Raw genomic sequence first — 15,371 nt, 5'->3', positions numbered from 1 at the left:
GTCCTCTTCGCACGGCTGCACGTAGACCTGTGCACAATCGCCGGCGGCCTGTGTCACCCCTAGTGGTTCTCCGGTAGCCCCTGATTGCCTCCGCGTTTACCCGCATTATGTGGCGAGGAAACGTGTTGAACCTCGCGAGGATCTAGCATGGAAACTGAGAACGCGCCCACAGCCACCGGCGCGTCGAGGAGGACTGAGCTGTGACGAAGCAGGTCCAGCAACTCGACCGCGTGATCATCCGATTCGCCGGGGACTCCGGTGACGGCATGCAGCTCACGGGCGACCGCTTCACCGCGGGCACCGCGGAGTTCGGCAACGACCTGTCGACGCTGCCCAACTTCCCCGCCGAGATCCGCGCCCCCGCAGGCACCCTCCCCGGTGTGTCGAGCTTTCAGCTGCACTTCGCCGACCACGACATCCTGACGCCGGGCGACGCCCCCAACGTGCTCGTCGCGATGAACCCGGCGGCGCTCAAGGCCAACCTGGGCGACCTGCCCCGTGGCGCCGACATCATCGCCAACATCGACGAGTTCACCAAGCGCAACCTGCAGAAGGTCGGCTACGCGGCCAACCCGCTGGAGGACGACTCGCTCAACGAGTGGCGCGTCCACGCGGTGGCGCTGACCTCGCTGACGGTCAAGGCGCTCGAAGGCTTCGAGCTGTCCAAGAAGGACGCCGAGCGTTCGAAGAACATGTTCGCGCTGGGCCTGCTCTCGTGGCTGTACCACCGGCCGACCGAGCACACGATCAAGTTCCTTGAGCAGAAGTTCGCCAAGAAGCCGGAGATCGCCAAGGCCAACATCGCGGCCTTCCAGGCAGGCTGGAACTACGGCGAGACCACCGAGGCGTTCTCGGTCTCCTACGAAGTGAAGCCGGCCAAGCTGGCGCCCGGTGTCTACCGCAACATCTCGGGCAACCAGGCCCTGGCCTACGGCCTCATCGCCGCGAGCGTGCAGTCGAAGCTGCCGCTGTTCCTCGGCTCCTACCCGATCACGCCGGCCAGCGACATCCTGCACGAGCTGTCCAAGCACAAGCGGTTCGGCGTCCGCACCTTCCAGGCGGAGGACGAGATCGCGGGTGTCGGCGCGGCGCTGGGCGCGGCGTTCGGCGGCGCGCTGGGCGTGACCACGACATCGGGGCCCGGTGTGGCGCTGAAGGCCGAGACCGTCGGCCTCGCGGTCACCACGGAGTTGCCGCTGCTCATCGTCGACGTGCAGCGGGCGGGTCCGAGCACCGGCATGCCGACCAAGACCGAGCAGACCGACCTGCTGATGGCCATGTTCGGCCGCAACGGCGAGTCCCCGCTGCCGATCGTGGCGCCGATGTCGCCGAGCGACTGCTTCGACGCCGCCATCGAGGCGGCGCGGATCGCGGTCAAGTACCGCACCCCGGTCATGCTGCTGTCGGACGGCTACCTGGCCAACGGCTCCGAGCCGTGGCGCCTGCCGGAAGTGTCCGAACTACCCGACATCTCCCAGGAGTTCACCACGGCGCCGAACGGTGATGACGGTGAGTTCCTGCCGTTCAAGCGCGACACCGACACGCTCGCCCGCCCGTGGGCCATCCCCGGCACGCCGGGCCTGGAGCACCGGATCGGCGGCATCGAGAAGGCCGACGGCACGGGCAACATCAGCTACGACCCGAACAACCACGACCTGATGGTCAGGACCCGGGCCGCCAAGATCGCCGGGGTCGACGTACCCGACCTCGAGGTCGACGACGCCGACGGCGACGCCAAGGTGCTGGTGCTGGGCTGGGGTTCGACCTACGGCCCGATCGCGGCGGCCGTACGCCGGATCAGGAAGAGCGGCGGCAAGGTCGCGCAGGCGCATCTGCGCCACCTCAACCCCCTGCCCGCCAACACCGGCGAGGTGCTCAAGAGCTACGACAAGGTGCTGCTGCCCGAGATCAACCTGGGCCAGCTCGCGCTGCTGCTGCGGGCGCGCTACCTCGTCGACATCATCAGCTACAACCGTGTGCGCGGGCTTCCGTTCAAGGCCGAGGAGCTGGCCGGAGTCATCCAGGACGTGATCGACAGTGACTGAGCTGATCAATGGGAAGGGCCTCGCGCTCGTCCCCAAGACGGACACCAAGCAGGGCCTGAAGGACTTCAAGTCCGACCAGGAGGTGCGCTGGTGCCCCGGTTGCGGTGACTACGCGATCCTGGCCGCCGTGCAGAGCTTCTTGCCGGAGCTCGGGCTCAAGCGCGAGAACATCGTGTTCGTCTCCGGGATCGGCTGCTCCTCCCGCTTCCCGTACTACCTCAACACCTACGGCTTCCACTCGATCCACGGCCGCGCGCCGGCGATCGCGACCGGGCTCGCCGCGAGCCGGCCCGACCTGTCGGTGTGGGTGATCACTGGTGACGGTGACGCGCTGTCGATCGGCGGCAACCACCTGATCCACGCGCTGCGCCGCAACGTCAACCTCAACATCCTGCTGTTCAACAACAGGATCTACGGTCTGACCAAGGGCCAGTACTCCCCCACCTCGGAAGTCGGCAAGATCACCAAGTCGACGCCGATGGGCTCGCTGGACAAGCCGTTCAACCCGATCTCGCTGGCCATCGGCGCCGAGGCGTCGTTCGTGGCCAGGACGATCGACTCCGACCGCAAGCACCTGCAGTCGGTGCTGCGCGAGGCCACCGCCCACCGCGGCACCTCGCTGGTGGAGATCTACCAGAACTGCAACATCTTCAACGACAACGCCTTCGAGCAGCTCAAGGATCCGGAGATCCGCGACGACATCACGCTGCGGCTGGAGCACGGGCAGCCGATCGTGTCGGCGTCGAAGGCGGTCGTCAGGGCGGCGAACGGCGGCATCGAGGTGGCCGACCGCGCCTCGGTGAGCGCCGACCAGATCCTGGTGCACGACGCGCACCACCCCGACCCGTCGCTGGCCTTCGCGCTGTCGCGGCTGGACGAGCCCGCGTTCGAGCACGTGCCGATCGGCATCTTCCGCTCGATCGACCGGCCCGCGTACGACGTGCTGATGGCCGAGCAGATGGAGGAGGCCGTGGCGCAGAAGGGCGCGGGCGACCTCAGCGACCTGCTCATGGGTGGAGACACCTGGCGCATCGGCTGAAAAGCCTGGGTAACGCAGCTCCTTCGCGAACCGATACACCTCCGATGCATCGGACTCGCGGGGGAGCTGCGGAGTGGCCGAAGCGCACAACGGGCCTGGTCAATCCCGGCTGAACGCCTTCAACCTGTTGCGCCTCCTGGGCGCGCTCGCGGTCATCGTCGAGCACAGCTGGGTGCTGACCGGGCACGGGACACCGCTGACCCCGGACAGCGGGATCGGCGTCGGCGGCATAGGCGTCGGGGTCTTCTTCCTCATCAGCGGCTACCTGATCAGCACGAGCTGGCTGTCCGATCCGTCGGTACGCCGCTACACGCTCCGCCGGGCGCTGCGCATCTATCCCGCGTACGCGCTCGTCGTCGTCGCCACGGCCCTGCTGCTCGGGCCCCTGGTGAGCGCGCTGCCCGCGGCCTCCTACTTCTCCGGCACCGGCGCCTGGAGCTACATCGCCAGAGGGCTGCTCATCCAGCCGGTGAGCTACGCGCTGCCCGGCGTCTTCCAGGGGCTGCCCTACCCGGGCGCGGTCAACGGGTCGCTCTGGACGATCTGGGTGGAGGTGCTCTGCTACGTCGGCGTGGCCGTCATGGGCCTGCTGGGGCTGCTGCGCCGCCGGACGGTCCTGGTCGGGCTGGTGCTGCTCGCGCTGGCCGCCGCCTCGGTCATCCACCTCACCGGCTACTCCGGTCCGCTCATCCCCCTGGTCGTGTCGGCGTACGCCGCGCAGCCCGTGGCGTTCTTCGCGCTCGGCATGCTGATCCGGGAGCTGCGCTGGGTCCCGCCGCTCTGGCTGACGGTCCCCGTGGTCCTCGCGTGGTGGCTGCTGTGGGGCACGCCGGTGGCCAATCTGGCGGCCATCGCGGCGGTCACCTGCCTCACGTTCCTCATCGCCTTCCGCGCGCCGGCGTGGCTGCACCGGCCCACCGGCTCCTATGACCTGTCGTACGGGACCTACCTGCTGGCCTTCCCCGCCCAGCAGGTGCTGGTCCAGTACGGGCTCCGGGCGCCCGCGCTCGTGTTGCTGGCCACGGTCGGCATCGTGCTGCCGCTGGCCGCGCTGAGCTGGCGGCTGGTCGAGCGGCCCGCGCTGCGCCTGCGGCAGCGCAAGCCCGTCCCGGTCCCGGTTCCGGAGACCTCCTAGCGCGGCTCCGAGGTCGCGGTTCCGGAGAACTCTTAGCTCGGCTCCGCCTGGGCCAGGAGTCGCTGCAGGTGCAGGCCCCGGTGCACGTCGATCTCGTGTGAGCGGCCGATCCGTACGGCGGTGGCGAACTCGGAGCGCAGGGTCGCCCTGGTCTCCGTCGAGTCCTCCGGCAGCAGTGCGGAGTCGAGCACCAGCGTGCCCTCCGGACCGTACAGCTCATAGCGGGTCCTGCGGCGCGGTGGGACCCGGCCGCAGATCGTCAGCTGGCTGATCACCTCGTTCTCGTGCAGGCAGGTCAGCGCCAGGAAACCGGACCGGTTGCCGGCCGGCCTGACCTCCGTGATGCGGCCCAGCGCCGCGTCGAGCAGGTCCAGGCCGTGCGGTCCGGTGTTGTAGAGCACGCCCGCGCGGGAGCGCCACGGGCTGTCGGCGAAGGTGTCGTCGAGGAACTCGCCGGTGAGCTGCATGGCGCGGGCGCCGATGGCCGGGAAGTCGCGGGCCTGCTTGAGGAACTCGCGGACGGCGGGACGGTAGCGGTTGGTCAGCACGAGCTGGGTGGCCACGCCGGTGGCGTCCACCACGTCGGCGAGCGCCTGCGCGTCGCGTACGGTCAGCGCGATCGGCTTCTCCAGCAGCAGCGCCCGGCCCCGCCGCGCCGCCTGGACGGCCATGGCCGCCTGGACGTCGGGCGGGACGGCGAAGACCACGGCCTCGCACTGCTCCAGCAGCCGCTCGTAGGAGGTGAAAGCGGGCACGCCGAAGCGTTCGGCCAGCGCCTGGGCGGCCGGGGCGCGCCTGCTCCAGACGCCCGCCAGCCGGGTCTCGGGCCCGGCGGCGAAGACGGGGGCGTGGAAGTCGCGCGCCCAGGGCCCGGCGCCGACCAGGCCCACGTTCACCGGCGCGCTCATGCCGTGACCTTGTAGACGTGGTAGGTGTTCTCTCGCTCGAAGGTGTCGGTGAAGCCGCCGTCCTTCACGGGCAGGGTCCTGTTCTCGAACAGGACCTCCACGCTGGAGGCCGACTCCAGCGCCTTGGGCAGTTTCAGCGTCTGCCGCCCCGGCTTGACGCCCGGCTTGGGCATGGCGAAGACGTAGGAGGAGCCGTCGAGGTCCTTGAGCATGGTGTCGAGTCCCGGCGCGAAGGTGTGGACGTAGGACTGGGTGTTCAGGACGGGCGCGAGCGTGCGGATCCGCCGGTTCAGCTCCGTCACGGCCGTCCGCGTCGCCTGGGCGCACGGCTCGCGCAGCACGTGCTGGCTCGGGCAGGGCCCGGCGAAGCTGTGGTTGAAGTAGATGACACCGCGCGCCTCGTGGATGAGGGAGTTCATCACCGCGCCGGCCACCTCGTCGCCGGTGATCGAGCGCAGGCCGTTCGAGCCCGGCCAGCCGAGCTCCACGAACGCGTAGATCGGCTGCCTCTTGCCGTCCAGGGCGTCGAGCTTCCTGCCCCGGTCGACGACCATGCCGTAGTTGGCGGCCCGCGGGCACCGGTCGGGTGGCAGCTTGATGAAGTTCTCGGCCTCCGGGCAGATGCCGGTGTCGGTGTACCAGTAGACGTCGGTGGACATGACGTCGGTGTAGCTGTTGACGAACTTCTTCGCCTCGTCGTCGGACTCCCACATGGCGATGCCCTTGCCGTAGTTGGCGTAGTGCAGGCGGCCGTCGTTCTTGGGCAGTTTGTCCTTCAGTGTGCGCATCGCCGTGTAGCCGCAGGGCGGCTTGTCGGGCAGGCACACCTGGCCTTCCCCGCCGTACTTGCCGCTCCAGACGCCGTCGCCCGGCCCGGCGAACATGTCGGGCTCGTCGGCGATCATCCAGCCGACCGTCTCGCTGCCCGACCCCGCCAGCGACTTGCTGGTGATCGCCGACATCCCGTTGGCGCGGATCAGGCCCATGTCGCTGTTGGCCGTCAGCTCGACGTAGGTGTTGAGCCCGGCCTCCTTGTCCATCCGCACGTCGCGTTCCTCGACCACGGACTCGAACCAGACCCCGATGGGGAAGAACGATGGAGCGGTCCAGCCCGCGGCGGCCGGGGCACTGAACTTGGCGTAATAGGCCGGGCCGCCATCCCAGGGGACGCGCGGCAGGCCGAGGTCGTCTCGGGTCGACTTGGCCTGTGCGAACACCCATCCCACGGCGATCACCAGCAGGGCGGTGACCGCGATGAGCAAGATCCGTCTGTTCGTCGTTCGAGAAGTCATTGCCCTCCCAGCTACGGGGCGATCCGGTAGACGTGATAGCTGTGCTCCGCGTCGAAGGTCTCGGTGAAGTGTCCCTCCCTGTCGACCGGGATGCTCCGGTCTTCGAAGATCTCCTCGATGTGGCCCGCCGCCGAAAGATCACTGGGTACGGTCAGTACGCGCGGCCCCGGCGCCTGGCCCCGGCCGAGCATCGCGAACAGGTAGTAGGCGCCGTCGTGGCGCTTCAGCATGGTGTCCAGCTCGGGCGCGAAGTCGTAGGCGTACGACTGGGTGTTGAGCACCGGCGCGAGTCGCGCGATCCGGCGGTCGAGCTCGGCGACCCCGCGCCTGACCGCCTTCCCGCAGGCGCGCCGGAGCACGTTGTCCACCTTGCAGGCGGGGTCCGTGCCGTGCGCGTCGTAGACGATCCCCCTGGCTCCGTGGATCAGGGCGCTCATCGCCGCGCCGCCCACCTGCTCGGGGGTGAGGCCGGAGAGCGAGATGATCGCGTACACCGGCTGCCGGCGGCCGTCGGCGGCGTCCAGGGTGCGCAGCCGCTCGACCGTCGCGCCGTAGTTGGCCGCCAGGCGGCACTGGGCCGCCGGGAGCTGCAGCCACCGGGTGGCCTCGGCGCAGACGTTGGGGTCGGCGTACCAGGAGATGTCGGCCGCGACCACGTCCGAGTAGCCGTTGACGAACTTGGCGGCCAGCGCCTCCTCCTCCCAGTAGGCCACGCCCTTGCCGAAGGAGGCGTAACGCAGCCGCTCGTCCTTGGGCAGGCGCCCGGCGAGCGTGCGCATGACGGTGTAGCCGCACGTGACGAGTACGGGGGCGCAGACGGGTTTGGCGGTGAAGCCGCGCGCGCCCGTCCAGTGCCCGTTGCCCGGTCCCGCCCACACATCGGCCTTGTCGGCGATCAGCCAGCCCACGGTCTCGGCGCCCGCGCCGGGCAGCGGGCGGCTGGTCAGCGCGGTCATGCCGGACTTCCTGAGCAGCTCGGGGCGGCTGCCGGCGGCCAGTTCGACGTAGGTGTTGATGCCCGCGGCCCGGTCCAGCGCGACTTCCCGGGCGGTCCGCGCCGAGGCGAACCAGAGCCCCACGGGGAAGAACCCGGGACGGGTCCAGCCCGCGCTGGCGGCCGAGCCCTTGTAGGCGGCGGGCCCGCCTTCCCAGGGCAGCGCCCGCAAGGCCATCGCCGGCGCGGGCAGCGTGCTCGCGACGGGCTTCGGCGGGACGGACCGCAGCCACAGCCCGCCCCCGACGGCCACCGTCGCGGCGGTGAGCAGCGCCGCCCACCGCGTGACTGTCAGTATTCTCACGCCCGCCCTCTTCAACTCCGTGCGTCGGGTGTCTGCTCGGCCAGCGCCATGAGGTCGGCCGCCCGCGCCGACCAGGAGGCGCCGGCCAGCGAGCCGCGCAGCCGCTCCGGCGACTGCGGGCCGCCTTCGGCCAGGCAGACGCGGATGGCCTCGATGAACTGCTCAGGGGTGGTCGCGGTCCTGACGCGGTCGGCGTAATGGGCCAGCTCGTCGAACTCGGTGCTGACCACGGGCAGGCCGAGCGCCAGGAACTCCTTCAGCTTGATCGGGTTCGCGTGCTTGATCCACTCGTTGTCCAGCCACGGCATGATCGCCACGTCGAAGCCCGAGCCGTAGGCGGGGATCACCGAATAGGGGCGCAGGCCCAGCCAGTGCACGTTGGGGTGCTTGGTGAGCCGTTCGATCTGCCCGTTGGCGTCGCCGACGAGCACGAGCGACGCCTCGGGCAGGCCGAGCGCGACCCGTTCCAGCAGGTCGAAGTCCACCACGAAGTCGTCCAGGGCACCGAAGAAGCCGATCCTGGGCCCCGGGACGGCCCGCAGGTCGGCGGGTTGCCGGTCGGCCGGTACGCGGCTGAAGTGCTCCAGGTCGACCCCGTGGTCGAGGAAGCGGGCCCGCGAACCCGCGAGCGGGCGTTCCTCGGCCATGAGCCCTCGGCTGGCGTACACCACGTGGTCGGCACGTTCCAGAAGGTCACGTTCGAGGGTCTCGATCGTCCTCGTGTCGGACTCGGGGAAGGCGGAGTGGCGGTCCGACCGATTGAAGATCAGCGCGCGGCGGCGCATCGGGCGTACCACGTCCCAGGCGGTGGGGATGGTCACCACGATCACCGGCACCTTCAGGCCCAGCCACCCGCAGACCGCCCGTACCTGGGTCCTGACCAGCCAGGCGTTCAGCCCGCGGCCCAGGCGCGAGCCGTACAGGGGGAGCGGGAGCGGCGACATCACCCACAGGTTCGGCTCCACCCGCCGGACGAACTTGGCCACGCTGCGCAGCTTCCTGGCGATGCGCCGCAGCACGAAGGTGGAGCGGCCGGGCATCGGCATCCGCATGCCGATGCTGTTGACGATCAGCACCTTGCGCGATCCCGCGAGGTGGCGCATGAGCTGGAAGTCGGAGTGGGCCCGGTTGTGGTACCACCAGTCCTGGGCCGAGAAGCAGACGTACGCGGGCGGCGATGCCGGGCCGCCCGGCGGCGTCGGCCACTCGTCCATCGTCGCGAGCTCGCGCAACGCCGCCCGGTGCCGCTCCCCTGCCCGCCGGCCGCGGGTGACGGCGCGCAGCGCCTCGTTCAGGGCGACCGCCAGGCGCATGAGCAGCGCGCGGGGCCTGCCGTACCGCTGCCGGTGCAGCCGCACCCGGTTGGCGGCGGCCAGCGTCCACAGCGGGCTGGAGTTGGCCTGCTCGCCGCCGAGGTGGACGGCCACCGCCGCCGGCTCGTAGCGGATCGAGAAGCCGTGGTCGCGGATCTTGAGCATGTACTCGGTCTCCTCCGAGTACAGGAAGTAGCGCTCGTCGAGCGGCCCCACCGCGTCCAGGCACGCGCGCGAGACCAGCCAGGCGGCGCCGGTCGCCCAGTCGGGCGTGCCCGGCCGCTCGTAGGCGCGCGGGTCGACGACGAGCTCGCCCAGCGGCGCGTGGCGGCCCGCTCTGAGCCCGCCGAGCAGCGCCTCTCCCACGGCCCGCAGCACTGTGGGGCGCCGGCGCAGGGACAGCTGCCGCACGCCGTCGGCGCCCACCAGCTGGGGCACCGCGATGCCCGTGCCGGGCACGGCCAGCGCCTCGCGCAGCAGGCGCACCGAGCCGGGTCTGAGCCGGATGTCGGCGTTGAGGATGAGGACGTCACAGCCGGGGGCGGCGGCGATGCCCGCGTTGACGCCCGCGGAGAACCCGCCGTTGCGGCCGGTCTTGACCAGCTCGACGGGCACTCCTGTGGCGAGCACCCGCTCCACCGTGTCGTCCGGGGAGTCGTTGTCCACGACGATGATCCGGGCCGGCTCCCCTTCGCTCAGCACGGTGTCCAGAGAGCGCAGGCACTCCTCGATGACCTGCCCGCTCTGGTAGGTGACGATCACGATGGCAAGCGGCGACCGCTCGGGAACAGTCATCAGGCAGACCAATCTGTGGGGATCAGGAGCGCCGGCCCGCGGCCAGCCGGTGCCACGCGGCCCCGGCCAGCAGCCTGAGCGCGAAGGGCAGGTCGTCACGCAGGTAGCGGCGGACGAGTCGACGGGGTTCGAGGGCGAGCCTGAACAGCCACTCGCCGCCCACCCGCTGGATCCCGTCCGGAGCCCGCCGGAACTGCCCGGCGGCCATCGGGATGGCGGCGCCGCAGCCGATGTACCAGGCGTGCGGAAGTTCGGGGCGGAGCGCGGCTATGACGCGTTCCTGCTTGGGAAAGCCCAGGCCCACGAAGACGAGGTCGGGCGCGGCCGCGCGGACCTTCTCCACGGCCTCCCCCATCCCGCCGGCCAGCCGCTCGAAGCCGAAGGGTGGCGCGTACACCCCGGCCACCCGCAATCCGGGGTAACGCCCGGCCAATACCTCGCCGGCGGCCTCCGCGACCCCCGGCTCGCCGCCGAGCAGGAACACCGACCGCCCCTCGCGGGCGGCGACCTCGCTGAGGGTGAAGATCAGGGAGGCTCCGGTGACGCGGTCGGATACGCGCAGTCCGCCGAGCCGGGCGGCCCACACCACCGGCATGCCGTCCGCGACCACGAGTTCGGCGCCCGCCACGAGCTCGGCGAGCTCGGGGTCGCGGGTGGCGGCGCGGACGATGTCCACGTTGGCGGTCACGATCATGCCGCCCAGACCGTCGTGCCAGGCCCGCGCGAGGTGCTCGGCGACCTGCGGCTCGGTGATGGCGTCGATCCCGACGGCGCCCACCCGCGCGCGCGGCGCGACAGGTAAGGCGCGGTTCTTTGGACCGTTCTCATCCGACGAGTGGTCCATCGGAATGCCGCACCCCCCGTCTGCCGACTCACCCTTTGGACATCGGTATCGGGCTATATCCGTTACACGCTGGCGACGGCACGGAGGCCGGGCCAAGATGTGCCCATGAGAGTCGAGGAAGGCGCGCTCGCGGGGACGCTGCTGTTCATCCCGAGCCCGCACAGTGACGAGCGCGGCCTGTTCACCAGGACGTTCGACGCCGAGATCGCGGCCGAGCACGGCCTGGACCCCGCGTCGTTCGTCCAGGACAGCCAGTCCCGCACGGTCAAGGGCGCGATCAGGGCCATGCACGGCCGCTCCGGCCGGGGCGAGGCCAAGCTCGTCAGGTGCGCCCGCGGCGCGGTGCACGACGTCCTCGTGGACGCCCGGCCCGGCTCGCCCACCTTCGGCGAGCGGATGTCGGTGGTCCTCGACGACGAGACCTTCATCCACCTGTACGTGCCGCCCGGCCTGCTCCACGGCTACCAGGCGCTCAGCGACGCCGACGTCTGCTACCGGATCGACCGGCCGCACGACCCGGCCGAGGACATCTCCGTCCGCTACGACGACCCCGACCTGGCGATCGACTGGCCGCTCCCGGTCTCGGCGATCAGCGCGCGGGATCTGGCGGCCGGCTCGTGGAAAGAGGCGCGGCGGCGGCTGGAGGGCTGACCTCGCGGCGCGGGGGCTCTTTCAGCGTCCCCGCGCCCGGAAGCCCGGCCTCGCGGCGCGCGGCCCGCATCAACGCCCCGGCCAGGCCGATGAGCAGGAACGACAGCGCGGTGGCCGTGCTGAAGGAGTTCAGGTCGAAGGTGGCCGAGCCCACCACCGGCACGATCAGGCAGGCGGCCAGCGTCAGCCCGAGATCGCGGGTGCGGTCGTCCGCGCTGATGCTCCTGACGCGAACGGCCGACCACATCCCGACGACGAACAGGCCGACGAACGCCAGCACCCCGATCGCGCCGCCCTGCACGGCCGTCAGCAGGTACTGGTTGTCGAAGACCGGGTGGTGCGGCGGGAACCAGGTGCCGTTGCCCCGGCCCAGCAGGGGATGCTGCGAGAACTCCGAGATCGCCGTGGTGTAGTCGTTGGTCCGCCAGCGCAGGCTCTCGTCGTTGTCCAGGTTGGTGAACAGCCCGGCGATCGCGCCGATCAGGCCGGGGACGAGCAGCTTCATGACGACCAGGAAACCGGCGAGCGCGACGGCCGCCCGGACGCGCCGGGCGTTGGGCCAGCCGAGGAACAGCACCGCCCCGGAGGCGGCCAGGCCCAGGACCGTCGAGCGCGAGGCGGAGAAGGCCATCCCGCAGGCGATCAGGGCCACCACGGTCCACCAGCGCCGCTGCGGCTCACCGTGTTCGCGGGCGCCGAAGGCGTAGTGGAGGGCGACCGGCAGCACCATCGCGGACACGACGCCGAACTCGATGGGGTGCCCCGCGGTCGAGGCCACCCGGTTGAGCCCGTTGCGCTCCAGGATCGTCACTTCCACCGCCCGCAGGCGGCTGCCGGGGATCTGCATGTACTGGGTCACGTCGAACGACAGCAGGAACTGGATCGCGCCGATCACCCCCATGATGGCGCCGACCACCACCAGCGTCTTCAGCACCAGGTCGAGCCGCTCGCGGCTCGGCACGCCGTCCACGCCGATCAGCGCGATGCCCACCATCGCGACCGCGATGACCAGCACGTGGTCGGACAGGTCCTGCTCGTAGGAGGGCAGCCACCCGGCGGAGGCGTAGGCGTAGGTGGCGAGGAAGGCGAGCGCGTAGAAGTAGATCGCGTAGCGCACCGCCGACTGCCCCTTGGCCGCGCCGAGCGTACTGGTGAGGTGCGCGCAGAACCACCAGACGGCGGCGAACAGCCCGATGGCCTCCGCGTAGGTGAGGTCGAACGGCAGGCCGCCGATCACCTGACGGGCGGGCACCAGCATGAGGACCACGGTGAAGATCGCGCACAGGGTCGCGGCGTCGGCCCGGTGGGGCACCGGCCGGACGATGGACCGCTCGATGGCCACGTTCACCGCTGCAACACCGCTTCCTCGGTCCGGACGTCCGCCTCGGGCGCCGGTTGCGGCCCGTCCCGCTCGTCCCTTCTGCGCCGCAGCCCGGTCATGACGCTCTCGGCGCAGAAGGAGGCGCCGAGCGCGGCGGCCACGCCCAGCGCGAACACCGCCGCGGCGCTGCGGATCTTCCCGCCGCGCTCCGGCAGCGGCTCGGTCGGGGAGACCATCTCGTTCAGGTTGATGTACGTCTCCGGCGGGGCCTTCAGCACCTCCTGGCGCCGTTTCAGCTCGACCTTGGCCCGCTCGGCGACCCGGACCACGATCGCCCGCGCGTCCTGGGGCGCCAGGCTCTTGCCCTCGATGACCACGAAGGGCGCGCTGATGAGCAGTTCGGGATTGGGGTGGCCGTTGTTGACCTTGTAGGTGGTCTTGCCGTCCGGCCGGATGCCCATCTGGCCGGCCACCTCCGCGGTGTTGAGGATCTGCACCAGGATGGAGGCCGACATGTTCAACCCGCCGTCGAAGTTGAGCAGCGGGTTGATGATCGGGTTGGGGTTCTTGGGGTTCGGCGGCCGGTACGACCCGCTCGGCGGCACCGTGAGCACCATGACCGTCGTCGAGGAGTACTGGACGGGGATCTGGGTGTAGACGCCGTAGGCGGCGGCGAGCGTCAGCAGGAACGCGGGAGCCGCGATGTACCAGCGACGCAGGAGGACGATGATCGCGCTCCAGAAGTCCAACACAGCCCCCCAGGCATGTTCCAGCCGTACGTCAAAGCATCGGCGAGGCTGCGACCAGCGTTACTTATCACGTGTAACGTGCCAAAGCTTCACTGCGATGAGGGTGAGTGACCAAGCCCATGGCCTCGCTGGCCGTCGTCACCCCCAGCTATGGACCCGACGCGGATCAGTTCGCCGATCTGCACCGCTCCGTACTGGAGTACACCCCCGAGGACACCGTCCACCACGTCTTCGTGCCGCGTGCCGACCGGCGCCTGTTCGCCGCCCATGAAGGGCCCCGCTGCCGGGTCAGGACCGTCGGCGAGCTGCTGCCGAAGCGCTACGTCAAGGTGCCCCGGCTGGGCATGTGGGTCAACGCCCTGCGCCCGTGGCCGCCCGTACGCGGCTGGGTGATGCAGCAGATCGTCAAGCTGGCGGCCACGGCGGCGATGGACGCGGACGTGGTCCTGGTGGCCGACTCCGACGTGGTGCTCGTCCGGCCGACGACCGCCCAGCGCTCCCTGGTCGGCGGCCGGACGCTGCTGCACCGGCTGGAGGACGGGGTGCACCCGCTCATGACGCGGCACGTGCTGTGGCACCAGGTCGCCCGCGAGCTGCTCAAACTGCCACCGGCGCCCGAGCCGCCACTGCCCGACTACATGAGCCCGCTCACCTTCTGGGACCCCGCCATCGTGCGCGGGCTCCAGCGGCGGCTCACCGAGAACACCGGCCGGCACTGGGCCGACGCCTTCGGCTCCCGGCTGCACGTGTCGGAGTTCATGCTCTACGGCCTGTTCGTGGACGAGGTGCTCAGCGCGCCGGACGGGCGCCCGCCGTCGGACACCGGCCTGTGCCACAAGACCCCCGACGAGTCGCCGATGGACCTGCCGACCGCCCTGGCCTTCGCCGATCGGCTCGGGCCCGGGGCGATCGGGATGATGATCTCCGCCAAGTCGGGCACCCCGCGAGAGGTGCGGCAGGCGGCCATCGAGCGCTGCGCCGAGGTCGCCAATCGGGTCGCCTAGCCCCGAGCGCTGCGCCGAGGCGGGTTCCCCGACCCCGAGCGCTGCGCCAGAGCCGGGTTCCCTAACCCGCGCGGCCGTCCTGGTCGGGCTTTCGCTGGTCGGGGGCGATCCCCAGGAACTCGCCGTTGATCCGGGCGAACTCCTCTGTCGGGGGGCCGTCGCTGTCGCGGTCCACGGACGGGTCGTCGTCGGATCCCGCGGAAGACATGGCCGTTGAGCGGCCATTAAGGGGCTTCGCCGCTTCCGGCTCGGCGGCGGGTTCGGACGCGTCCGCTTCGCCCTCGGCCGGCTCCGCCGGGGCGGTACGGCCGCGGACGCGCCGGATCCACATCAGGTAGGCGGCGCCGAAGCCGAAGAGCAGGGCGACGACCAGCACCTCCACGGCCAGCTGGATCTTGCCGCCGCCGTCGTACTCGACCGGGATCAGCGCCACGTTGTTGACCGCGATGAACGTGCTCTTCGGCGCGCCCAGCGAGGTCTGGTAGCTGGTCAGCTCCTCACGCAGGCGCCGCTCGGCCCGTTCGAGGATGCCCTTCGCCGTCTCCGCCGTCCGGCTCACGACCTTGATGTGGATGAACGGGCCCTGCGTCACGACGCCCAGCAGGTCCGCGTTCGACCGGCCGTCGTCGATGACGATCTCGGTGCTGCCGTTCTCCTCGATCCCGAGCTTGCGCAGTTCGTCCTTGCTGTTGAGCGCGAGGATGAGGATGCCCGCGACCGTCCGCAGCCCGTCGTTGTACTGCAGCAGCGGGTTGGTCAGGCCGACCGGCTTGGTGGGATCCATCGACAGGGTGCCACCGGACGGCGGCGCGGTCAGGATCAGCGACGACTCGGTCTCGTAACGCGGTGACCCCACGAAGAACGCCACCAACGCCAGAACGAGGGCGAGAGCGAGGATGGGAGGTCCAACACGCTTGTTTCGGATAAGGCCTAACAGATCGTTCCAAAAAGCCATATTTACCCGCCCAAGCCCCCGC

The 15,371-nt window shown here is 70.6% G+C and carries 13 protein-coding genes; 5 read left to right on the top strand and 8 right to left on the bottom strand.

The genetic code is table 11. The features are described from left to right. The first annotated feature begins 200 nt into the window (after nt 1-200). The 3 genes from AB0B61_RS21835 to AB0B61_RS21825 all read left to right on the top strand — a co-directional run bounded on the left by AB0B61_RS21835 (nt 201) and on the right by AB0B61_RS21825 (nt 4,219). Nucleotides 201-2,045, top strand: coding sequence for a 2-oxoacid:acceptor oxidoreductase subunit alpha (locus tag AB0B61_RS21835; protein WP_358434522.1), 1,845 nt, complete (start codon nt 201-203; stop codon nt 2,043-2,045). Further along, nucleotides 2,038-3,084 (top strand): 2-oxoacid:ferredoxin oxidoreductase subunit beta, encoded by a 1,047-nt coding sequence (locus AB0B61_RS21830; RefSeq protein WP_358434519.1) that lies wholly within the window; start codon nt 2,038-2,040, stop codon nt 3,082-3,084. Before AB0B61_RS21835 ends, AB0B61_RS21830 begins: the two co-directional genes overlap by 8 nt. A gap of 73 nt (nt 3,085-3,157) precedes the next feature. After that, nucleotides 3,158-4,219, top strand: a complete 1,062-nt coding sequence (locus AB0B61_RS21825) for an acyltransferase (protein WP_358434516.1) — start codon at nt 3,158-3,160, stop codon at nt 4,217-4,219. A gap of 32 nt (nt 4,220-4,251) precedes the next feature. Here AB0B61_RS21825 and AB0B61_RS21820 read toward each other — a convergent pair whose 3' ends face one another. Genes AB0B61_RS21820 through AB0B61_RS21800 form a run of 5 tightly spaced genes read right to left on the bottom strand, consistent with a single transcriptional unit; the run spans nt 4,252 to nt 10,669 of the window. Beyond that, a complete protein-coding gene (locus AB0B61_RS21820) occupies nt 4,252-5,127 on the bottom strand; it encodes a Gfo/Idh/MocA family oxidoreductase (RefSeq protein ID WP_358434513.1) in 876 nt (291 codons plus the stop codon). Next, nucleotides 5,124-6,419, bottom strand: a complete 1,296-nt coding sequence (locus AB0B61_RS21815) for a hypothetical protein (protein ID WP_358434510.1) — start codon at nt 6,417-6,419, stop codon at nt 5,124-5,126. The genes AB0B61_RS21820 and AB0B61_RS21815 overlap by 4 nt, the downstream gene beginning before the upstream one ends. 11 nt (nt 6,420-6,430) lie before the next feature. After that, nucleotides 6,431-7,717, bottom strand: coding sequence for a hypothetical protein (locus AB0B61_RS21810; protein ID WP_358434507.1), 1,287 nt, complete (start codon nt 7,715-7,717; stop codon nt 6,431-6,433). A gap of 11 nt (nt 7,718-7,728) precedes the next feature. Then, on the bottom strand, nt 7,729-9,825 hold the full coding sequence (locus AB0B61_RS21805) for a glycosyltransferase (protein WP_358434504.1): 2,097 nt from the start codon (nt 9,823-9,825) through the stop codon (nt 7,729-7,731). 22 nt (nt 9,826-9,847) lie between these two features. Beyond that, nucleotides 9,848-10,669, bottom strand: coding sequence for a WecB/TagA/CpsF family glycosyltransferase (locus tag AB0B61_RS21800; protein WP_358434501.1), 822 nt, complete (start codon nt 10,667-10,669; stop codon nt 9,848-9,850). 105 nt (nt 10,670-10,774) lie between these two features. On the opposite strand from AB0B61_RS21800, the gene rfbC reads away from it, so the two are divergent. Further along, entirely contained in the window at nt 10,775-11,320 is a 546-nt protein-coding gene (gene rfbC, locus AB0B61_RS21795) for a dTDP-4-dehydrorhamnose 3,5-epimerase (protein WP_358434498.1), read from the top strand. Here rfbC and AB0B61_RS21790 read toward each other — a convergent pair. After that, on the bottom strand, nt 11,259-12,668 hold the full coding sequence (locus AB0B61_RS21790; RefSeq protein ID WP_358434496.1) for an O-antigen ligase family protein: 1,410 nt from the start codon (nt 12,666-12,668) through the stop codon (nt 11,259-11,261). The genes rfbC and AB0B61_RS21790 overlap by 62 nt on opposite strands. After that, complete coding sequence (locus AB0B61_RS21785) at nt 12,665-13,390, bottom strand: hypothetical protein (protein ID WP_358434493.1); 726 nt, start codon at nt 13,388-13,390, stop codon at nt 12,665-12,667. The genes AB0B61_RS21790 and AB0B61_RS21785 overlap by 4 nt, the downstream gene beginning before the upstream one ends. A gap of 107 nt (nt 13,391-13,497) precedes the next feature. On the opposite strand from AB0B61_RS21785, the gene AB0B61_RS21780 reads away from it, so the two are divergent. Then, a complete protein-coding gene (locus AB0B61_RS21780; RefSeq protein ID WP_358434490.1) occupies nt 13,498-14,394 on the top strand; it encodes a DUF6492 family protein in 897 nt (298 codons plus the stop codon). A 61-nt stretch (nt 14,395-14,455) separates the two neighbouring features. Here the strand turns inward: AB0B61_RS21780 and AB0B61_RS21775 are convergent, their stop codons facing one another. Beyond that, nucleotides 14,456-15,262, bottom strand: a complete 807-nt coding sequence (locus AB0B61_RS21775; RefSeq protein WP_358434487.1) for a hypothetical protein — start codon at nt 15,260-15,262, stop codon at nt 14,456-14,458. Nucleotides 15,263-15,371 lie beyond the last annotated feature (109 nt).

The sequence above is a fragment of the Nonomuraea sp. NPDC049158 genome, from assembly GCF_040648335.1.
Lineage (GTDB): Bacteria > Actinomycetota > Actinomycetes > Streptosporangiales > Streptosporangiaceae > Nonomuraea.
The sequence above is the reverse complement of the archived record's forward strand: the minus strand, read 5'-3'. Positions and strand labels throughout refer to the sequence as shown.

Coding starts and splice junctions, on each gene's coding strand:
- AB0B61_RS21820 (WP_358434513.1), bottom strand. CDS start 5,127: ATGAGCGCGCCGGTGAACGTGGGCCTGGTCGGCGCCGGGCCCTGGGCG.
- AB0B61_RS21815 (WP_358434510.1), bottom strand. CDS start 6,419: ATGACTTCTCGAACGACGAACAGACGGATCTTGCTCATCGCGGTCACC.
- AB0B61_RS21805 (WP_358434504.1), bottom strand. CDS start 9,825: ATGACTGTTCCCGAGCGGTCGCCGCTTGCCATCGTGATCGTCACCTAC.
- AB0B61_RS21800 (WP_358434501.1), bottom strand. CDS start 10,669: ATGGACCACTCGTCGGATGAGAACGGTCCAAAGAACCGCGCCTTACCT.
- rfbC (WP_358434498.1), top strand. CDS start 10,775: ATGAGAGTCGAGGAAGGCGCGCTCGCGGGGACGCTGCTGTTCATCCCG.